Below are 19,239 nucleotides of genomic sequence, written 5' to 3'. Positions count from 1 at the left end.
GGCGGTCTCCGCTCAGCGCAGGCGTCCGCCGGCCATCGTCACGGTGCGCGCGGCGAGCGCGTCGAGCGAGTCGACAACGTCGTGGTCGTCGACCGCGAGGTCGGTGCGCAGGATCGAGAGCTCGGTGCAGGCCAGCAGGACCGCGCCGGCGCCTTTGTCGCGCAGGTGCGTGACCGCCGCGTCGAAGCGGTCACGCTCGACCGGCATACCGGCCTTCACCCCGTCGTAGATCATCGACATGACGTCCTTCTGGACGACGTCGTCCGGAGCGACGGGCGTGAGCCCGGCGGCACGCGCCGCCCGGTGGTAGGTCTCGGCGCGCAGCGTGCCGTCGGTCGCGAGGATGCCGACGGCCGAGAGCCCGGGCACGGCGGCGCGGGCGGCGGCGATCGTCTCCTGGACGATGTCGATGACCGGGATGTCCACGGCGGCCGCGACCTCGTCCTGGAAGGCCTGGGCGGTGTTGCACGGCACGGCGATGAACTTCGCGCCCGCGCGCTCGAGCTCCCTCGCGTCCTGCGCCATCACCGGTCCCGGGCTGTCGGGCGAGTCGCCCACGAGGTATGCCGTCCGGTCCGGGATGCTCGCGTGGTTCCACACGAGCATGTCGACGTGGTCCTGGTCGCGGGAGGCGTCGGTCAGGTCGAGGACGCGCCGCATGAAGTAGACGGTGGCCATCGGCCCGATCCCGCCGAGGATGCCGACTGGTTCGTTGCGCACGGATCGAGCCTAACCCCGGCCGATAGACTCGCGAGCGATCCTTGACCGGCCCCCGACGTAGGAGCTCCGTGGCACTCGCCGCCCTCGACCTCACCGACCGCGAGCACGACGACTTCGTCCGTGACCACCCCCACGGGCACCTCATGCAAACGACCCCATGGGGCCGGGAGAAGGAGCACACCGGCTGGACCTGGCGCACGGTTGCCGTCGGCCGCAAGGGTGCGGGACCTGACGGCGGTGACGAGGTCACCGGCGCAGCGCTCATCCTCTTCCGCCGCACCCCGGTGCTCCCGCTGGCGCTCGCCTACTGCCCGCGCGGGTTCGTCGTCGACTGGGCCGACGGCGAGTCCGTCGACGCGCTCCTCGGCGAGGTGAGCCGGGTCGCCAAGGCCAACCGAGGCGTCCTGCTCCGCATCGACCCGGCCGTCCGCATCGACGACCCCGACGTGCGCCCGGCTCTCGAGTCGCGCGGCTTCACCCGGACCGACCCCGGCGAGGACGCCGCGAAGACCCTCGCCCAGCCCGCATTGCGCATGGTCACCGACATCAGCGACCTTGACCGGCTCGAGAAGGAGCTCTCGCAGGGCACCCGCCAGTCGATCCGCAAGGGCGAGAAGTCCGGCCTCGTCTACGAGTCCGCCGGACGCGACGGCATCGACGCCTTCTACGAGCTCATGAAGGTCACCGGTGCGCGCGACGGCTTCGGCATCCGCAGCAAGGACTACTTCACGACCCTCGTCGACGTTCTTTCGCCGACCGACGACATCGTCGTCTCCCTCGTCAAGCTCGACCACGGCGCCGCGGCGGCCAAGGCCCGCAAGGCCGTCGAGGACACCCGCGCCCAGCTCGAGAAGGCGCGGGCCAAGCGCGAGAAGTACCCCTCCGAGAAGGCCGACCGCCAAGTGGCCCAGCTCGAGGAGACGATCGCCAAGAAGGAGGAGTCGATCCCCGGCTTCGAGGCGGCGCACGCGCAGCACCCCGACGGCCAGTACCTCGCCGGGTCGATCTTCGCGACGTGCGGCACCCGCGGCTCCTACCTCTACGCCGCGTCGTCCGACGAGCACCGCAACCTGCGCCCCAACTACCTCATGGTCTGGCGGATCATGCAGGACGCGGCGGCCAAGGGCGTGACGACCTTCGACTTCGGCGGCATCGACGCCTCCGAGGGCCTCGAGGAGTTCAAGCGCCAGTGGAACCCGGAACGACGCGAGTATGCCGGTGAGTTCACCAAGAGTCTCCGTCCCCTCGCAGGTCGGCTCGTCGACCTCCTCGTCCGCGTCTACAAGCGTCGCTGAGGGGCGGGTTCCGTTGTCCGACAGCGCTTTCGACTCCATTGCCGACCAGCCCTTCGTGCCGGTCATCGTAGGCGCGCACGTGGGTGGCTACTCGCTCGTGCGCGCCTTCCACGAGGCGTATGCCGTCCGCTCCCTCGTCGTCACCGGCGCCACGTCGTGGGTCGTCGAGAACTCGGCGATCCTCGAGGTGGTCGACTGCAAGGACGCCCACGACCCCGACGTGCTCGCCGAGGCGCTGCTGGGCTCGCCGTTCGCCGAGCTCGACCAGCCCAAGATCCTGCTCGCTACCTCCGACTCCCTCGTCGACGTCATCGCCCTCATGCGCGACCGGCTCGACGCCTCCTGGAAGGTGCCCTACGTCGGCGCCGGTCCGCTCGCCCGGGCAACCCGCAAGCACACCTTCGAGGAGGCGGCGCAGGCGGCGGGCGTGACGACCCCGGCGACGACGTTCATCGACCTGGGCGACACGGCATACGACGTCTCGGCGGCGGAGCTGCCCAGCGAGGGCTACCCGCTCATCGTCAAGCCGACCGCTCCGGCGGCGTGGAACGCCGTGACCTTCGAGGGCCAGGCCAAGGTGCACACGGTCGCCTCGCCCGACGAGCTGCGCGACCTCGTGCGGCGGGTGCAGGCGTCCGGCTACCGCGAGACGCTCATCGTCCAGGACCGGATCCCCGGTGACGACACGGGCATGCGGATCCTCACCTGTTACTGCGACCGGGACTCGCGGGTGCGGTTCGCGTCCTACGGCCGCACGCTCATCGAGGAGCACTCGCCCGGGCTGCTCGGGGTCCCGGCCGCGATCCTCACCGGCCAGAACCGCGAGATCGTCGACGAGGCGGTGCGGCTGCTCGCCGAGCTGAAATGGGTCGGTTACGCGAACTTCGACCTCAAGTACGACCCGCGCGACGGGAAGACGAAGTTCTTCGAGCTCAACCCGCGGCTGGGCCGGTCGAACTACTACGTCACGGGGACCGGCTTCAACCCGGTGCGGTGGTACGTCGACGAGTACGTCCACGACAACCTCCCCGAGGAGTTCGAGATCGTCGAGGCCGACACCGAGACGGTCTACTCCGTCGTGCCCGTGCGGACGATCAGGTGGGCGATCGCGCGTCACCCCGACCTGTGGGCGCGCACGAAGCGGGTCATCAAGGCCGGAGGGCTGCGCAACCCGCTGCACTACCGCGCCGAGAAGAACCCCGTGCGGTGGGCCAAGATCCTCGCGGCGGGCGTGAGCTACGACCGCAAGTTCCACCAGTACTACGACCCCGAGGCGGCCTACCACCCCGGCGGCGAGCCCGCCGACAGCGACCTCCCCCGCCGCTGACAGACCCCGACTTATTGCGCAGGAGCGACACAAATCAGCCCGAAACCACGGGTTTTGTGTCGCTCCTGCGCAATTAGTCGGAACGCGAGCGGGGTCAGCGGCCGGGGAGGGGGAGGCGGCGCAGGATTGGCGCGAGCATGTCGTCGACCTCGCGGATCCGCAGCGCCTTCGCCAGCGCGAGGAAGACGACGCCGAGGACGGCACCGCCGACGGCGAGGGCGAGCACGTGGGCGAGCAGCGGGCTCGCCGGGTCGAAGACGAGCGTCGAGGCGCCCCACCCGGCGACACCGGCCACGGCCGACGCGAGTGCGAGTCGCGCCCACAGGTTGAGGACCCGCCCCATCCCGAGCCCGTCGAGCTGGCCCCTGGCGACGACGAGGAACGCCGCGGCCGAGACGATGTTGGCGATGGACGCACCGGCGGCCACCGTCGCGACGACGTACTCCGGCGGCGAGACCCAGTAGGCGACGGCCGCACCGGCGAGGTTGACCGCCGTCATGAGGGCGACGAGCCAGAAGTTCATCCACCCGTCGCCGCGGGCGAAGCAGTAGCGCTGCTTGAGCGCGGTGATCCCGAACGGCATGAGCCCGACCGCCATGATCGCGAGGACGAGGGCGATGCTGCCCGGCTCGTCGATGCCCCGGCTCGGGGCGTAGCGGGTGCCCCAGAAGAGCGTCTTCGCCATCGGCCGCCCGAGCGCGATGAACGCCGCGACGGCAGGGAGGAGCAGCACCGCCGGGCTCGTGAGCCCGCTGACGACGCGGCGGCGCAGCTCGGCGAGGTCACCGGTCTCGTGCGCCCTCGACATGGCGGGGAAGAGCGCCGTGACGATCGAGGTCGTGATGATCGAGTGGGGGAGGATGTAGAGGCTGTAGGCGTAGCCCTGCACGGCGTTGCCCGCGACGGACGGTCCGCCGACGCTCTCGGGCGACATGACCTTCGTGCTCACGAACCCGTAGAACTGCGAGATGACGAGCGCCGCGACGGTCCAGCCCGTCATCCGCGACATGTCGCCGAAGCCGTAGCCGCGCCAGCCGAACCGCGGCCGGTAGCGGAAGCCCGAGCGCCACAGCGGCCACGCGAGGCTGAGGCCCTGGATGACGATGCCGAGGGTCGTGCTCAGGCCGAGGACGAGGATCATCTCGGTCGTCCACGGGTCGACGTCGGGCTGGCGCCCCCACTGCGAGATGAACCAGCCGAGCCCGGCGATCTGGACGATGTTGGCCCAGGCCGGCGCCCACGCGAACGCGAGGAAGCTGCCTCGCGCCTGCAGGACCTGGCCGAGGACGGCATACAGGCCGTAGAAGAAGAGCTGCGGCATGCAGATGTAAGCCATGAACGTCGTGAGGTCGACGAACGCCTCGCCCGCGTTCTCCTTGGTGAGCCAGTCGACGATCCACGGGGTCATCGCCACCGAGAGGAGCGTCGCGCCGCCGAGGACGAGCAGGCACAGCGTGATGAGCCGGTCGCTGAAGTCCTGCCCGCCGTCCTTGCGCAGCATCGCCTTGGTGAGCTGGGGGATGAGCAGCGCGGAGATGAGCCCGCCGTTGATGAGGACGAAGAGCTGGGTCGGCAGCGTGTTGGAGATCGTGAACGAGTCGGCCGCGACGCCGGCGCCGATCGCCACCGTGAGGAGGGCCCCACGGATGAAGCCGAGGATGCGCGAGCCGAACGTGCCGATCGCCATGACCGCGCTGTTGCGCGCGACGCTGTCGACCTTGGCGGCGACCTGCGGCGGCGGTCCGGCGCCCTCGGGGTCGGCCTCGGCGCCCTCGGGACGGGTGTCGGTCACGTGCTCTTCCTCGCGGTCAGCCCTCGGATGGACCGGCCCACTCTACGGCGCGGTCGGTCGCCCGTAGACCACGTGGACGGCCGCGTCCTCGAACCCGGCGCGCCGGTAGGTCGCGAGCGCCCGCGTGTTGTCGCCGTCGACGTAGAGCTCGATCGTCGTCACGCCCTGGCGGGCGAGGTATGCCGTGCCGAGTCCCGTGAGCGGTCCCGCCAGACCACGCCCTTGGTATGCCGGGTGCACTCCGACGACATACACCTCCCCGCGGCGTCCAGCTCCTTCGTCGCTGTTCGCCGCGTGGGCCCGCCCCATAGCGCTGCGGACCTCACGCTTCGTCCAGTGGAACGCGGCCAGCGGGTGCGCGCCCCCGTCCGAGGTCGCGGTGGTGTCCTCGACGAGGAGGAAGCCTGCGGGATCGAACCAGTCCTGCCCCATGCGCTCGGTGAGGTCCTCGAGCGTGATCGAGCCCTGCTCGGGGTGCGAGGCGAAGGCGAGCCGGTTGACCTCGAGCCACGCCTGCTCGTCGCGGCCGGGCTCGAAGGGCCGGACCGAGAAGCCCGCAGGGAGCTCAGGGTCGACGTCGTCGCCTTCTCGGACCGGTCGTTCCATGACGTGCAGCTCGCGGGTCGGGACGAGACCTTCGGACGCCGCGAGGGCACGCGCCGCCGGGAGGTCCCCGTGCGCCCAGACGCCAGTGGCCCCGGCGTCGAGCACCGATCGCAGCAGTGCCCGGCCGACACCTCGACGACGAGCCGGGGGGTCCACGACGAGCTCGGCCGACCCGGACGGGTCGAGCGCGGCATAGCCGAGGAGGTCCGCGGACGGTGACGGGCCGGCATACGCGAGGGTGTGCGAGACCCCGCCACGTCCGGAGGTGAGCGCGATGCGGAAGGCCTCGGAGACCGCCTCGACGCCGTCGGCGTCGGTGGCCCGGCGGACGAGCGCGAGGACGTCGTCGACGGCGCCCTGCTCGAGCGAGGTCGAGGTCTCGGTGCGCACGTCGCTCACGACGGCACCTCGGCGGCCTCGGTGTCCTCGGCCTCCTCGGGGACGAAGCGGTAGCCGACGTTGCGGACCGTGCCGATGAGGGACTCGTGGTCGGAGCCGAGCTTCGCGCGCAGCCGCCGGACGTGGACGTCGACGGTGCGCGTGCCGCCGAAGTAGTCGTAGCCCCAGACCTCCTGGAGCAGCTGGGCCCGGGTGAAGACCCGGCCCGGGTGCTGCGCGAGGTACTTGAGGAGCTCGAACTCCTTGTAGGTGAGGTCGAGGACGCTGCCGCGCAGCCGCACGGAGTAGGTCGCCTCGTCGATGACGAGGACGCCGGCGGTGATCCGCACGTCGTCGTCGGGGGAGCCGTCACCCTCGAGGGCACGGGCGATCGCGAGCCGCAGGCGGGCCTCGACCTCGGCCGGCCCGGCGGTGTCGAGCAGCACGTCGTCGACGCCCCACTCGGGGGTGAGGCCGGCGAGACCGCCCTCGGTGAGGACCGCGAAGAGCGGTGCTGACAGCCCGGTCGTGCGGATGACGCGGCACAGCGAACGGGCCATGGCGAGCTCGCGACGGGCGTCGACGAGCACCGCGTCCGCGGCCGGCGCGTCGATGAGGGCCGTCGCCTCCGCCGGGAGGATGCGAACATGGTGGCTGAGCAGGCCCAAGGCTGGCAGCACCTCGGCGCTCGGCGCCAAGGCGTTGGTCAGCAGCAAGAGGTGGGCCATCCAGCACAGAATAGGTGGACATGACCACGATCGACGGCGCTCGCCGGGCTCTGAGACCGGTGACCCTGCGCTACTGGGCGGGTGCTCGGGCGGCGGCAGGCGTGACCGAGGAGACCATCGAGACCGGGCCCACCGTGGGTGACGTCCTCGATGACGCCGTGGCCATGCACCCCGACCTGCGCGACGTCGTCGCCGTCTGCTCGGTCCTCCTCGAGGGGCGCGCCGTCGGGCGCGAGGCCGTCGTCGCCGACGGGCAGGTCCTCGAAGTGCTCCCGCCCTTCGCCGGGGGGTGATGGCAGGATGCCGACCGTGGAAGCGTCCGAGCCGGTGAGCGAGTCCCGCGCCGCCCGCCGGGCGGCCCGCGAGGCGCACCTCCGCAACCCGATCCTCCCGCCGATGGCGACCGAGCGACGCATCCCCATCGTCCTGGCGACGGCCGTCCTCGCCGTGCTGCTCGCCATCGGCACGACCTCCGACCACGCCATCGGCGCTGCCGCGGTCGCGTGGCTGGGACTCGCGCTCGCGTGGGGGTGGCCGGAGCTGCTCGGGTCACCCAGCCGCTTCGGGTCGTCCTTCGCCGTCGGCGTCGCAGGAGTGCTCGCCCCGGCGACCGTGGCCGCCACGCCCGACGACCCCTTCCTCCGGCACGTCCCGGTCGTCGTCGCGGCAGCCGTGCTCACGATGTTCCTCCACCAGATCGTCCGCAAGGACGGCCGGCCACGGCTCACCCGCTCGGTCGCGATCAGCGCGGCCGGCATCGCCATCGCGACGATCGGCGCCGCGTGGGTCCCGCTCGGACGCACCTCCGGCGGGCCGGAGGTCGTCGTCGTCGTCGCCGTCGCGCTCGCTGTCTCCGCGCTCACCGACCTCGGCGCGAGCATCGCCAGAGTGCGGCCGTGGATGATCGCCGTCGCGGCGCTGCTCGGCTTCCTCGCCGGCGGGGTCAGTGGCCTGGTCGTCGACGAGGTCGGGGTCGTCGCCGGTGTCGTCCTCGGCGCGGTCTCAGCGACGCTCGCCCACGTCATGCGACGGGTCCTCTGCGTGCTGCCGCCGATCCGTGGGCTGCGCGGCCAGCTCACCGCAGCGGCTGCCTCCGTGCTCGTCACCGGCGTGCCGGTCTACGTCCTCGCGATGATCCTCGTCGGCTGACGCCCTCGGTTCCGACTTCTTGCCCTGCTGGGACGGCTCGCTGGCGCTCGCCGTCCCGGAAGGGCAAGAAGTCGAGAGAAGCGGACGGCATACGCCGCCTGTGTCAGTAGACGATCGCCTGGGCGTCGGGGCGGAGGATCTCCTCGACGTAGGCCGCGGCCCCGCGGATGGCTGCTCCCTCGAGAAGGTCGTCGGGGCCGAGGTCGCGACGAGCCGCGCACTGCCCGCAGACGGTGACGGTGCCGCCCTCGAGGAGGGAGTCGCGCAGCTCGTGCAGGGGTGCACCGTGGGGGAGGGTCAGCTGCTCGGCGCGACCCGCCACCGCGATCCACGTGGCGTCGCCGGTGAGCCAGACGCTCACGTCGGCGCCCGTGGCGAGCGCGGTCGATGCGACGGTGAGGCCCTGGTTGAGCCGCTCGAGGGCCTCCTCGCCGCAGGTGATCTTGACGACGAGCGGCCGGGTGCCGGTCCGCATCTCGGCGGGGGTGGCGGGTGGGGTCAGCGACATGGGGCCTCCTGAGGTCTGCGGCTACGATCCCACTCGTGGCATTCCACCTCGACACCAACCTCCCCTCCGAGCTCGCCCCCCTCGCCTGGCTCGTCGGCAAGTGGGCCGGCGCAGGCGTCGTCGGCTACCCGACGATCGAATCGGCGAACTTCGGCCAAGAGGTGCACTGCTGGCACGACGGCCGCCCGTTCCTCGAGTGGCGCAGCCAGACCTGGCTCCTCGACGAGGCCGGTGACAAGGTCCGCCCGCTCGCGACCGAGGTCGGGTTCTGGCGCCCCGTGCCCGAGACGCCCGACGGCACCAACGTCGAGCTGCTCCTCACCCACCCGACCGGCATCGTCGAGATGTATGCCGGTCACGCCCAGCCCGCGAAGGTCGAGCTCCGCACCGACGGGGTGATGCGCAGCCCCCACGCCAAGGAGTACACCGCGGGCCACCGGATGTATGGCTACGTCCAGTCGAACCTGCTCTGGGTCATGGACATGGCGGCCGTCGGCCAGCCGCTCACCTCGCACCTCTCGGCGGAGCTCAAGCGCGTCGAGTGAGCCTCATCCCCGGCGACTGATGTCGCGTTTGGGCAATCAGTCGGGGATCCATCGGGTCACGGGGTGACGGTGACGTCGCCGTACTCGTCCATCGTGTCGGTGCGCAGCGCCTTGCCCAGGGCCGCCATGCTCGCCTCGTCGACGATCTCGATGGAGCCGCCGTCCGGAGCGGTGCCGAAGCCCGTGAAGGGCGCGGTGATGAAGACGATGTCGTCGCCGCGGATGTTGCGCAGCCCGATCGCCTCGCCGCGCATGACGCCGACGTCGAGCCCCTTGTCGACGACGAGGTTGCTCGTCGCGGCATCGACGAACCTCGTGAGGGTGACCGGGTTGGCGATGACCGAGGGCGTGAGCGTCTTGATCATCAGCGCCTTGATGAACGCCTGCTGGCGCCGGCCGCGCGAGATGTCGCCCTCGGAGAGGCTGTAGCGCTCGCGCACGAAGGCGAGCGCCTGCTCGCCGTTGAAGTCGTTCCAGCCCTCGCGCACCTGGAAGCTGCCCTCGTCGCTGGCCTCCTCGGCATAGACCCGGACCCCGCCCACGGCGTCCGTCATCCGCTTGAAGCCCTCGAAGTCGGTCTTGGCGACGTGGTCGATCCTCACGCCGAGCAAATTCTGGAGGGTGCTCACGAGCAGGGGTGCGCCACCGAAGGCGTAGGCCGCGTTGATCTTGTTCTTGCCACGACCCGGGATCGCGACGTAGAGGTCTCGCGGGAAGTGGATGAGCTGGACCGACTGCTTGTCCTCGGGCACGTGGACGAGCACGATGACGTCGGAGCGGCTCGCGGTCTCGCCGGGCCTGGCGTCCGACCCGATGAGCAGATAGTTCTGCCCGGCATCCTTCGGCAGCTCGACGACCGAGCCGTCGGGCAGCGTCGCGGAGGGCGCTGCGGCGGCCGGCGGCAGCAGGTCCTCCTGGCTGATGTTGCTGGACGCCTTGCGGTCGAGGAAGACGACGAAGCCGCCCACCGCGACGAGGCAGAGTGCGAGGAACGACGCGACGAAGAGGAGCAGGCGCCGGCCCCACCGCGGCCTCTTCCCCTCGCGACGGGCGGTCTGGTTCTCGTCGGTCTCGAACTCCTCCAGCACCCGGCCCAGTGTAGGTGGGCACTTCGGCGGCCACCGGCGACCGGCATACATTGGTGTGGTGAGCGATCTGGGCACGCGTCTGCGGGCCGCCGGGCGGCGGCTCACCCCGCAGCGCCAGCAGGTGCTCGACGCCGTCGAGTCCCTCGGCCACGCCACGCCCGAGCAGATCGTCGACGCCGTCTCCGCGCGAGGCGGGTCGCCGATGGCGCTCTCGACCGTCTACCGCTCGCTCGACGCCCTCTCGGACCTCGGCCTCGTGAGCCACACGCACGTCGACCACCGCGTCCCGAGCTACCACCTCACCTCCCACGCGACCCACGTCCACGTCGTGTGCCGTGGGTGCGGGTCGGTGGGCGAGGCGCCCGTCGACGTCGCCGAGGAATTCGTCGAGCGGCTCGACCGTTCTCTGGGGTTCGAGGCCGACGTCACGCACGCGGCGATCCACGGACTCTGCCGCGACTGCAGGAAGCAGACATGACCGACACCACCACGGCTCCGGCCGCTGCACCGTCCTCCCCGCTCCTCTCCCGCCCCGGCGCGGTCGCGGGTGAGGGGCTCGACGCCGGTGTGGCCGCGCACTACGGCGACCCCGGGCGCGAGCAGCGCCTCCTCGAGGAGGGCCTCGCTGTCGTCGACCTGTCCCACCGCGGGGTCGTCACGGTCACCGGACCGGACCGCCTCTCGTGGCTGCACTCGATCACCTCGCAGCACCTCACCGGACTCGCGCCGCGCGTGGGTGCCGAGTCGCTCGTCCTCTCGCCCAAGGGCCACGTCGAGCACGCCCTCCACGTCGTCGACGACGGCGAGACGACGTGGCTCACCGTCGAACCCGGCACCGCCCCGGCGCTCGCTGCCTGGCTCGACTCGATGCGCTTCATGCTCCGCGTCGATGTCGCCGACGTCACTGCCTCGTATGCCGTCCTCGGCGAGCCGCTGTCGGCCGCCAGTGCCGAGGGTGAGCCCCTCGCGTGGGTCGACCCGTGGCCGGCCCTCGTCGGCGACACCGCGGCATACGGGCCTGAGAAGGGGCACCCGGGTGAGGCGCGTCGCTGGCGGGAGCTCATCGTCGCGCGCGCGGACCTCGAGTCCGCCGTCGGCGACCGGCCGCTCGCCGGCACGTGGGCCGCCGAGGCGCTGCGCGTGGCCGCGTGGCGTCCTCGTCTCGGCCTCGAGACCGACCACCGGACGATCGCCCACGAGGTCGACTGGCTGCGCACGGCGGTCCACCTGCACAAGGGCTGCTACCGCGGCCAGGAGACCATCGCTCGCGTGCACAACCTCGGGCGTCCACCGCGTCGGATCGTGTTCCTCCACCTCGACGGGTCCGGTCACGTCCTCCCCGAGGCAGGCGCCGAGCTCTCGCTCGACGGCCGGGTCGTCGGTCGGCTCACGACCGTCGCACGCCACCACGAGGAGGGTCCGATCGCCCTCGCCGTCGTCAAGCGCAACACCCCCGTGGACGCCGATCTTGTCGCCGGGACCGTCGCAGGCGCCCAAACCGTCATCGTCGCCCCCTGACCGCCGCAGGATCTTTCGGTCCCGTGGCGGTGACGCACGGGTCGCCTGACACACTGGCGCGCATGGCTCCCGCATCGTCCGCGACCCTCATCACCGTCGCGCCCACCGGCGCCGAGCACGCGAAGGCCGACCTGCCGCAGCTGCCGACGACTCTCGACGAGCTCGTCGAGACGGCGCGGACCTGCGAGGCCGCGGGCGCCGCCCTCATCCACCTGCACATCCGCGACGGCGAGCACCGGCCGACCCTCGACGGCGGCAGGCTCAGGGCGGCGGTCGAGGCCATCCGTTCCGAGACCGACCTCGTCGTCCAGCTCTCGACCGGCGGCTCCGTGCACGACCCGCTCGAGCAGCGGCTGACGGTGCTCGACGCCGAGCCGGACTCGTGCAGCCTCACCTGCGGCACGACGAACTTCGGCGACGACGTCTTCCTCAACCCGTGGGGGTTCATGTCCGACCTCTACGTCCAGGCGCAGGAGCGCGAGGTCGTGCCCGAGTTCGAGCTCTTCGAGCTGGGCCACGTCCACGCGCTGCGGCGCCTGCTCGACACCCACGGGCTCCCGTTCGGCGGCAAGGTGCACGTCGACTTCGTCCTCGGCGTGCCCGGTGCGATGCCCGGCACGGCCGCGGCGCTGCTCGCCGGCGTCGCGATGCTGCCCGAGGAGGTGACGTCGTGGTCGGCGACGGGCATCGGGCGCACCCACCTCCCCGTCCTCGCGGCCGCACTCTCGGCCGGCGGCCACCTCCGGGTGGGCATGGAGGACAACGTCGTCTTCGCCCGCGGCCAGCAGGTGGAGCACAACTCCGAGCTCGTGGCCCGGGCCGCCGAGCTCGCGACGACGATGCAGCGCCCGCCGATGACGACGACGCAGGCCCGCGAGCTCCTCGGCATCAAGCGCCGCTGACACGCGCTGGCCCTCACGCGGCGGGTCGCGCGCACCTCACCCGCCCCGACTTATTGCGAAAAGGCGACACTTGAGGCCCTGTTTCGGCCCCGAAAGTGTCGCCCTTTCGCAATAAGTCGCGAGGGGGTTGCGGTCAGGCGGGCTGGGTGGCGTCTGCGCGCTCGCTCTCCGGTCGGCGCAGGGTGAGGTCGTTGCAGGCGGCGCAGGTCTCCTCGGGGATGACACCGAGCCGCATGAGCCGGCCGAACGCCCAGCACCCGGCACAGAACCCGACCGCGGCCTCGAGCGTCGCGAAGACGACGAGCACGCCGAGCAGCACCGTCGCCACGGTCGTCGCGCCGAACGTGAGGGCGGCCACCGCCGCCGCCGAGCTCGTCAGGAGGCCGACGGTCTGGGCGAAGCGCTTGGGCGGGCCGGGCACCCACCGGGGGCGCCCGAACCGGGGCGCGACGACGTGCACGGCGAGCCTCCCGAGAGGGCTGAACCTCGGCCCACCGGCCACCCGCAGCGCGAAACCGGCTGCGAGGACGACGGCCAGCCACCACCACTGGGTGGCGAGCGTGAGCCCGGCGAGGACGACGACCCCGGACGCGACGACCCGGGCAGCCTTCTCGTTCACCGGGTTGGGGAAGACGAGGAGCTCGCGCACGGACATAACGCGAGATTATGCCGGACTGAAGTACGCGGCATACATCAGTCCGTATGCCGGATGCGCACCAGAAGTGCGTGGCGGACGTCACGCTAGCCACGGTTTGCAAAATGCTAACTAAAGCAAGCACAATGGGGGCATGAGCCGGAACCCGCTGAACGACCTCGCCGGACTGGGCGACTACCTGCGCGAGCAGCGTCTGTCGCACCGTCTGTCGCTGCGTCAGCTCTCCGAGCTCGCAGGCATCTCCAACCCCTACCTGAGCCAGATCGAGCGGGGACTCAAGCGCCCGAGCGCCGAGATCCTCCAGCAACTGGCCAAGGGTCTGGAGGTGTCGGCCGAGACGCTCTACGTCAAGGCCGGAATCCTCGACGAGCACCACGGCGCCGAGGCCACCACCCCCACCGTGCGGGACGCCATCGCCGCCGACCCCGCCCTCACCGCCCGTCAGAAGGCGACCCTGCTCGACGTCTACGAGTCCTTCGTCGGCTCCGAGACCACGCCCTGACGCCCCGCCCGCCCGAAGCAGCACCCGTCCCTTCCCAGGAGGAACACATGGCCACCACGACCACCAAGAACACCAAGCCCGCCACCCCGCTCTTCGCCGTCGTCGGCGTCACCGACCTCGCCGTCGAGCGCGCCCGTGAGGCCCGCGTCAACGCCGACAAGGCCGTCGCCGACGCCCGCGTCCGCGCCGACAAGGTTCGCGCCGAGCTCGCCCCCGCCGCCTTCACCAAGCGCGCCGGCGTCGTCATCGAGGACGTCAAGGCCCTCCCGGCCAAGGCCCTCGACCAGGGTGTCGCCACCCTCGACCAGGTCACCAAGGGCTACGAGGACCTCGCCGTCCGCGGCGAGAAGCTCGTCACCCGCATCAAGAACCAGAAGGCCACGAAGGACCTCGTCGAGCAGGCCGAGGTCACCCTCTCGCTCGGCAAGGGCGCCGTCACCACCGCCCGCAAGGCCGTCCTCGACGTGCGCACCTCGGCCCTGGCCACCTTCACCACCGGCCGCCAGGAGGCCGCGCACGTCGCCGAGATCGTCGTCGACACCGTGCGTGAGGACGTTGAGGTCGCCGCGACCGACATCAAGGCGTCGGCCAAGCGCACCCGCACCGCCGCCAAGCGCACGAGCACGACCGCGACCAAGGCCGCCAAGAAGACGACGACGCGCGCCAAGGCGACGACGACCGCCGCCAAGAAGACGGCCGCCACCTCGACCAAGGCTGCCGAGAAGGCCGCCGAGAAGGTCGGCGACTGACCTCTTCGGGAGCGGACCTAGTCTGGGCGGTGTGAGCGCCCAGAACCTCGAGTCCACCCCTGCCGCCCTCGACGCCGCCCCGGTCCTCGCGCACGCGATCCGGGGCGGCGTCGTCGAGTCCGCCCACCGCGCAAGCGTTGCCGTGACCGCCCCCGACGGCTCGGTCGAGCTCGAGCTCGGGAGCGCGAGCGACCCGATCTTCCCGCGCTCGTCCAACAAGCCGGTCCAGGCCCTGGCCATGGTGCGCCACGGGCTCGACGTCGCCCCGCACCACCTCGCCCTCGTCTGCGCGAGCCACTCGGGAGAGCCGTTCCACCTCGACGCGGTGCGCGAGATCCTCGACGGCGCGGGCCTCACGGTGCGCGACCTGCAGAACACCCCTGACTACCCGATCGACGACGAGGCGCGGCTCGAGTGGATCCGCGCCGGCCACGGCAAGGAGTCGCTCGCCCAGAACTGCTCGGGCAAGCACTCGGGCATGCTCGCGACGTGCGTCGCCAACGGCTGGGACCACACGGCATACCTCGACCGCGACCACCCGCTGCAGCGCGCGTGCGACGACACCCTCGCCGAGCTCACGGGGGAAAGGGTCGCGGCGACCGCCGTCGACGGGTGCGGCGCGCCCGTCATGGCCGTCTCGCTCGCGGGGCTCGCGCGTGCCTTCGGCCGCATCGCGAGTGCCGCCCCCGGCACTGACGAGGCGCGCGTCGCCGACGCGATCCGCAGCCACCCCGAGTTCCTCGGCGGCACCCGGCGCGACGTCACCACCCTGATCCAGCGCACCCCCGGCGCGATCGCGAAGGACGGCGCCGAAGCGGTGTATGCCGTCGGGCTGGCCGACGGTCGCGGCATCGCCCTCAAGGTCGCCGATGGTGGGCAGCGCGCCCGCACGGTCATCCTCGCGGCCGTGATGCGCCGGCTCGGCATCGAGTCCGGGGCGATCGGGGCCCTCGAGGACGCGCCGATCCTCGGCCACGGCGAGCCGGTGGGCTCGGTCGTCGCCGTGGGCATCTGAGTGCGCGCGGTCATCCAGCGGGTCCGGCGGGCCGCCGTCGTCGTTGAGGGCGAGACCGTCGGCGAGATCACCGGGCCGGGGCTCTTCGTGCTCGTCGGCGTCGGCCACGAGGACGGTCCCGCCGAGGTCGAGCTCATCGCCCGCAAGGTCGCCGACCTGCGCCTGCTCGACGGTGAGCGGTCGGTGACCGATGCCGGGGCGCCCGTGCTCGTCGTCAGCCAGTTCACCCTCCTCGCCGACACGCGCAAGGGCCGCCGCCCCTCGTGGAACGCCGCCGCTCCGGGCGACGTCGCCGAACCCGTCGTCGCACAGGTGGTCTCGGCGCTGCGCGATCGCGGGCTCACCGTCGAGACCGGACGCTTCGGAGCCCACATGGACATCGAGATCGTCGCCGATGGCCCGGTGACCATCGTGGTCGACAGCTCTTCGCCGTAGGCTGCACGCATGTTCGGACTCGGCGAGGCGCAGTACTACGTCACTCTTGCGCTCACCATCGCGGCCCTCGCCCTCGAGGTGTTCGCCTTCGTCCACGCGCTCAAGACGCGGCCCGACGCCTTCGTCGCCGCCGGCAAGCGCACGAAGAACTTCTGGCTCGCGGTCACCGGTGTCGCCATGCTGCTGGGGTTCGTCTCGATGGGCGGCCTCGGTCTCCTCGCCATCCTCGGCGTCGTCGCGGCGGGGGTCTACCTCGCCGACGTCCGCCCTGCCGTCGAGACCGTGCAGGGCCGGGGGACCGGCTCGCACCAAGGTCCCTACGGCCCCTGGTGAGCGGCGGGGCGTGACCCCGGCGCGACGGCGTCCCACGCGACGGTGAGCTCGCCGAGCCGCCACCGCGAGGGCCCGTCGAGCAGCGGCCAGCCCGCGTCGCGCAGCGCCTGCGCCGTCGCGAGGAACCGCTGACGGACCCCGTATGCCGCGTGGCTCGCGCTGCGCGCCCAGTGCCGGTCGACGTCGGCGAGCCAGACGTGGACCCCCTCGCCGGGCACGTTGCGGTGGATGAGCGCCTTGGGCAGGCGCTCGGCGATGACCGAGGGCGTCTCGAGGCCGCGCAGGTGCCACGAGAGAGTGAGGCTCACCGGTCCACCGGGCTCGACCGCCACCCACGTCGAGAGCCGCCCCAGCTCGTCGCACGTGCCGTCGACGAGCAGGCCGTCGGGGGTGAGGCGGCTGCTCACCGTCGCCCACGCGTCGGCGACCTCGGCCTCGTCGTACTGGCGCAGGACGTTGAAGGCGCGCACGACCGTCGCGGACCGGCCGTCGAGCGGGACCTCGAACCCACCGCGCCTGAAGGAGAGTCCCGGTCGCGCCAACGCCCGGCCCGCGGCCACCCGGTCGGGCTCGATCTCGATGCCGACGACCTCGACGTCGGGCCGGACCCGGCGCAGCCGCTCGTGAAGCTCCACGGCGGTGACGGGGGAGGCTCCGTAGCCGAGGTCGACGACGACCGGCGGATCCACCGACCGGCGCAGCCGCCACGACGCCGGTCCGGCGAGCCAGCGGTCGCAGCGACGCAGCCGGTTGGGGTTGGTCGTGCCGCGGGTGACCACACCGACCGGTCTCGTCCTCGCCACGGAGCCAGCGTACGAGCAGCGGTCACGACCCACAGGGCGCGCCCCTAGGCTGCTGACGTGGGCAGACGGGGTGCAGGCGGCCGAGGTGGCCGCGACGTGAGCCGGAGCATGGTGGCGCTCGTCGTCTCCGTCGCCGCGGCCGCGGCCCTCGGCCTCTGGGGCTGGCTCCCCGTCGTGCTGCGCACCGACATCGGGCTCGTCCCCGTCGCACCCGGCCTCCTCACCGTCGACGAGTCGGCGCGCGGTGTCGCGACGCTCGGGCGCGGCTACACGGTGGCGGCCTACCAGTCCGGCTTCCGGGTGTCCGCCGCGAGCGGCACCCTCGCCGACACCATCACGCGGGGCTCGCCGGTGAGCGCAGTCCTCGGGGAGCTGGGGGAGCGTGACGGCCACCCGGTCGAGGACGTCGAGGCGAGCCTCGACCACGTCCGCATCGACGAGCTGCGCGTCGAGCCCGGGCGGGCCGCCTACATCGGCGAGGTCTACGGCGAGGTGGACGGCGAGCCGAGGAGCATGCCGCTGCGGCTCGTCTTCCTCCTCACGACGGCCGGGGTGCACGTCACCGCCCACGCCCAGGGCGCCGACGCCGTCGTCGTCCACCTCGACGCCCTGCCCGCGACGGCGGGCCTCCCGCCCGCGCTGCCCGACCGCACGCTGCGCAAGAAGGGCTGGTGGCTCGTTCCGGGATCGGGGGAGCAGCGGGCCTTCACGTCCGCCCGCCGCGCCGTCGTCGGCATCGGTCCGGCGACACGGGCACGTGGCGTCGACCTCCGTCCCGACGGACGGCTCGACGTCCACGCGTGGTCGAACCGCGCGACCCTCACCCTCAGTGGCGTGCCGCGTCGGGGGTGACTCCTGCGTGTCAGACTGACGGGATGACGAGCGAGCAGACCCGGCCCCGCTTCCGGGTCGCGATGGTGTCGGTGCACACCTCGCCGCTGGCGCAGCCGGGGACGGGGGACGCCGGCGGGATGAACGTCTACGTCCTCGAGTCGGCGAAACGGCTGGCGCGACGCGGGGTGGCCGTCGACGTCTTCACGCGCCGCACGACGGCGTCGGACGCCCCGATCGTCGAGGTCGAGCCCGGCGTCGTCGTCCGCCACATCTCCGCCGGTCCCTACGAAGGCCTCGACAAGGAGGACCTTCCCGGGCAGCTCTGCGCCTTCGCGGCCGGCATGATGCGCGTCGCCGCGCACGCCCCTGAGGGCCACTACGACCTCGTCCACTCCCACTACTGGCTCTCGGGCCAGGTCGGCTGGCTCGCCGCCGACCGCTGGGACGTCCCTCTCGTCCACACGATGCACACGATGGCCCGGGTCAAGAACCTCCACCGGGCCGAGGGTGACCCCGAGGAGCCCAAGGGCCGCGAGATCGGTGAGGCCCAGGTCGTCGAGGCCGCCGACCGGCTCGTCGCCAACACGACCGACGAGGCCCGTGAGCTGATCGACCTCTATGCCGCGGACCCGGAGCGTGTCGACGTCGTCTCCCCGGGTGTCGACCTCGACGTCTTCCGTCCGGGCGACCGTGGCGAGGCCCGACGCGACGTCGGCGTCCCCGAGGACGCCGTCCTCCTGCTCTTCGTGGGCCGGATCCAGCCGCTCAAGGCACCCGACGTCCTCATCCGGGCGGCGGGCAACCTCGTCCGGCGCGACCCGTCGCTGCGCAACCGGCTCGTCGTCGGTGTCCTCGGCGGGGCGAGCGGCTCGGGTGTGCGCTCCCCGATGGCGCTCCAGCGGCTGGCCGACGACGAGGGCATCGGCGACCTCGTCCGCTTCGAGCCGCCGACCGACCGCGCGACCCTCGCGGCGTGGATGCGGGCCGCCGACGTCGTCGCGGTGCCCTCCCACAACGAGTCCTTCGGGCTCGTCGCCGTCGAGGCGCAGGCGTGCGGCGCCGTCGTCGTGGCGACCAACGTGGGCGGCCTGCCCACGGCGGTCGGCGACGCGGGAGTCCTCGTCGACGGCCACGACCCGCACGAGTGGGCCAACGCCATCGAGGGCGTCGTCGAGGACACTGCCCGCGCGGCCGAGCTCTCCGCCCGCGCGGTCGAGCACGCCTCCGGCTTCTCGTGGGAGGCGACCGCCGAACGGCTCGCCACCGTCTACGAGGCGGCCCTCGCCGCACCACTGCGTGCCTCGATCAACGACTCCGACTCGCTCGCCGGCATACCGACCGCGGTGATCCCGTGACC

23 protein-coding genes are annotated in these 19,239 nt (G+C 72.2%); 15 read left to right on the top strand and 8 right to left on the bottom strand.

Going from position 1 to position 19,239, the window contains the following annotated elements; translation table 11 throughout:
• Positions 1 to 12 precede the first annotated feature (12 nt).
• Entirely contained in the window at positions 13 to 720 is a 708-nt protein-coding gene (gene cuyB, locus N798_RS00565) for a cysteate racemase (protein ID WP_035945368.1), read from the bottom strand.
• Between the two features lie 68 nt (positions 721 to 788).
• Between cuyB and N798_RS00560 the strand changes: the two genes are divergently transcribed.
• Both N798_RS00560 and N798_RS00555 read left to right on the top strand, forming a co-directional pair.
• On the top strand, positions 789 to 2,015 hold the full coding sequence (locus tag N798_RS00560) for a lipid II:glycine glycyltransferase FemX (RefSeq protein ID WP_035945366.1): 1,227 nt from the start codon (positions 789 to 791) through the stop codon (positions 2,013 to 2,015).
• Positions 2,016 to 2,070: 55 nt separating this feature from the next.
• Positions 2,071 to 3,342, top strand: coding sequence for a carboxylate--amine ligase (locus N798_RS00555; RefSeq protein WP_229708534.1), 1,272 nt, complete (start codon positions 2,071 to 2,073; stop codon positions 3,340 to 3,342).
• Between the two features lie 94 nt (positions 3,343 to 3,436).
• On the opposite strand, the gene murJ is transcribed toward N798_RS00555, so the two are convergent.
• Genes murJ through N798_RS00540 form a run of 3 tightly spaced genes read right to left on the bottom strand, consistent with a single transcriptional unit; the run spans position 3,437 to position 6,846 of the window.
• Positions 3,437 to 5,134, bottom strand: a complete 1,698-nt coding sequence (gene murJ / locus N798_RS00550; RefSeq protein ID WP_052116767.1) for a murein biosynthesis integral membrane protein MurJ — start codon at positions 5,132 to 5,134, stop codon at positions 3,437 to 3,439.
• 42 nt (positions 5,135 to 5,176) lie between these two features.
• Positions 5,177 to 6,139, bottom strand: a complete 963-nt coding sequence (gene mshD / locus N798_RS00545) for a mycothiol synthase (RefSeq protein WP_052116766.1) — start codon at positions 6,137 to 6,139, stop codon at positions 5,177 to 5,179.
• The gene (locus N798_RS00540) at positions 6,136 to 6,846 is read right to left on the bottom strand and encodes a response regulator transcription factor (protein WP_035945364.1); all 711 of its coding nucleotides are present in this window, start codon (positions 6,844 to 6,846) and stop codon (positions 6,136 to 6,138) included. Before N798_RS00540 ends, mshD begins: the two co-directional genes overlap by 4 nt.
• 20 nt (positions 6,847 to 6,866) lie before the next feature.
• Here N798_RS00540 and N798_RS00535 point away from each other — a divergent pair, with 20 nt between their 5' ends.
• A complete protein-coding gene (locus N798_RS00535; RefSeq protein ID WP_052116813.1) occupies positions 6,867 to 7,139 on the top strand; it encodes a MoaD/ThiS family protein in 273 nt (90 codons plus the stop codon).
• A 16-nt stretch (positions 7,140 to 7,155) separates the two neighbouring features.
• Positions 7,156 to 7,995, top strand: a complete 840-nt coding sequence (locus N798_RS00530; protein ID WP_156971554.1) for a hypothetical protein — start codon at positions 7,156 to 7,158, stop codon at positions 7,993 to 7,995.
• A gap of 103 nt (positions 7,996 to 8,098) precedes the next feature.
• On the opposite strand, the gene N798_RS00525 is transcribed toward N798_RS00530, so the two are convergent.
• Positions 8,099 to 8,503, bottom strand: coding sequence for a DsrE family protein (locus tag N798_RS00525; RefSeq protein ID WP_229708541.1), 405 nt, complete (start codon positions 8,501 to 8,503; stop codon positions 8,099 to 8,101).
• Between the two features lie 35 nt (positions 8,504 to 8,538).
• Between N798_RS00525 and N798_RS00520 the strand changes: the two genes are divergently transcribed.
• On the top strand, positions 8,539 to 9,048 hold the full coding sequence (locus tag N798_RS00520; RefSeq protein WP_035945361.1) for a heme-binding beta-barrel domain-containing protein: 510 nt from the start codon (positions 8,539 to 8,541) through the stop codon (positions 9,046 to 9,048).
• 56 nt (positions 9,049 to 9,104) lie between these two features.
• On the opposite strand, the gene N798_RS00515 is transcribed toward N798_RS00520, so the two are convergent.
• Positions 9,105 to 10,136 carry an LCP family protein gene (locus N798_RS00515; RefSeq protein ID WP_035945360.1) on the bottom strand — a complete coding sequence of 344 codons (1,032 nt, stop codon included), beginning with the start codon at positions 10,134 to 10,136 and terminating at the stop codon, positions 9,105 to 9,107.
• 58 nt (positions 10,137 to 10,194) lie between these two features.
• Between N798_RS00515 and N798_RS00510 the strand changes: the two genes are divergently transcribed.
• The 3 genes from N798_RS00510 to N798_RS00500 all read left to right on the top strand — a co-directional run bounded on the left by N798_RS00510 (position 10,195) and on the right by N798_RS00500 (position 12,556).
• Complete coding sequence (locus N798_RS00510; RefSeq protein WP_084099981.1) at positions 10,195 to 10,614, top strand: Fur family transcriptional regulator; 420 nt, start codon at positions 10,195 to 10,197, stop codon at positions 10,612 to 10,614.
• Positions 10,611 to 11,654, top strand: a complete 1,044-nt coding sequence (ygfZ, locus tag N798_RS00505) for a CAF17-like 4Fe-4S cluster assembly/insertion protein YgfZ (protein WP_035945359.1) — start codon at positions 10,611 to 10,613, stop codon at positions 11,652 to 11,654. The genes N798_RS00510 and ygfZ overlap by 4 nt, the downstream gene beginning before the upstream one ends.
• A 62-nt stretch (positions 11,655 to 11,716) precedes the next feature.
• Positions 11,717 to 12,556 (top strand): beta-keto acid cleavage family enzyme, encoded by an 840-nt coding sequence (locus N798_RS00500; protein ID WP_035945356.1) that lies wholly within the window; start codon positions 11,717 to 11,719, stop codon positions 12,554 to 12,556.
• A 133-nt stretch (positions 12,557 to 12,689) separates the two neighbouring features.
• On the opposite strand, the gene N798_RS00495 is transcribed toward N798_RS00500, so the two are convergent.
• Positions 12,690 to 13,211: a DUF4395 domain-containing protein gene (locus N798_RS00495; protein WP_035945353.1), complete on the bottom strand. Its 522-nt coding sequence runs from the start codon at positions 13,209 to 13,211 to the stop codon at positions 12,690 to 12,692.
• Between the two features lie 133 nt (positions 13,212 to 13,344).
• Between N798_RS00495 and N798_RS00490 the strand changes: the two genes are divergently transcribed.
• Genes N798_RS00490 through N798_RS00470 form a run of 5 tightly spaced genes read left to right on the top strand, consistent with a single transcriptional unit; the run spans position 13,345 to position 16,245 of the window.
• The gene (locus N798_RS00490) at positions 13,345 to 13,713 is read left to right on the top strand and encodes a helix-turn-helix domain-containing protein (RefSeq protein ID WP_035945350.1); all 369 of its coding nucleotides are present in this window, start codon (positions 13,345 to 13,347) and stop codon (positions 13,711 to 13,713) included.
• A 47-nt stretch (positions 13,714 to 13,760) separates the two neighbouring features.
• Positions 13,761 to 14,462, top strand: a complete 702-nt coding sequence (locus tag N798_RS00485) for a hypothetical protein (RefSeq protein WP_035945347.1) — start codon at positions 13,761 to 13,763, stop codon at positions 14,460 to 14,462.
• Positions 14,463 to 14,493: 31 nt separating this feature from the next.
• Positions 14,494 to 15,477 (top strand): asparaginase, encoded by a 984-nt coding sequence (locus N798_RS00480; protein WP_035945345.1) that lies wholly within the window; start codon positions 14,494 to 14,496, stop codon positions 15,475 to 15,477.
• Positions 15,478 to 15,912, top strand: coding sequence for a D-aminoacyl-tRNA deacylase (gene dtd / locus N798_RS00475; protein ID WP_035945344.1), 435 nt, complete (start codon positions 15,478 to 15,480; stop codon positions 15,910 to 15,912). It abuts the gene before it with no gap.
• Between the two features lie 9 nt (positions 15,913 to 15,921).
• Positions 15,922 to 16,245 (top strand): DUF2516 family protein, encoded by a 324-nt coding sequence (locus tag N798_RS00470; protein ID WP_035945341.1) that lies wholly within the window; start codon positions 15,922 to 15,924, stop codon positions 16,243 to 16,245.
• On the opposite strand, the gene N798_RS00465 is transcribed toward N798_RS00470, so the two are convergent.
• Complete coding sequence (locus N798_RS00465; RefSeq protein ID WP_188450420.1) at positions 16,230 to 17,048, bottom strand: class I SAM-dependent methyltransferase; 819 nt, start codon at positions 17,046 to 17,048, stop codon at positions 16,230 to 16,232. The two genes, N798_RS00470 and N798_RS00465, sit on opposite strands and share 16 nt — an antisense overlap.
• A 96-nt stretch (positions 17,049 to 17,144) precedes the next feature.
• On the opposite strand from N798_RS00465, the gene N798_RS00460 reads away from it, so the two are divergent.
• Both N798_RS00460 and mshA read left to right on the top strand, forming a co-directional pair.
• Positions 17,145 to 17,900, top strand: a complete 756-nt coding sequence (locus tag N798_RS00460; RefSeq protein WP_156971553.1) for a hypothetical protein — start codon at positions 17,145 to 17,147, stop codon at positions 17,898 to 17,900.
• A 23-nt stretch (positions 17,901 to 17,923) separates the two neighbouring features.
• Positions 17,924 to 19,237, top strand: coding sequence for a D-inositol-3-phosphate glycosyltransferase (gene mshA / locus N798_RS00455; RefSeq protein WP_035945337.1), 1,314 nt, complete (start codon positions 17,924 to 17,926; stop codon positions 19,235 to 19,237).
• Positions 19,238 to 19,239 lie beyond the last annotated feature (2 nt).

Source organism: Knoellia flava TL1 (assembly GCF_000768675.1).
Lineage (GTDB): Bacteria > Actinomycetota > Actinomycetes > Actinomycetales > Dermatophilaceae > Knoellia > Knoellia flava.
The sequence above is the reverse complement of the archived record's forward strand: the minus strand, read 5'-3'. Positions and strand labels throughout refer to the sequence as shown.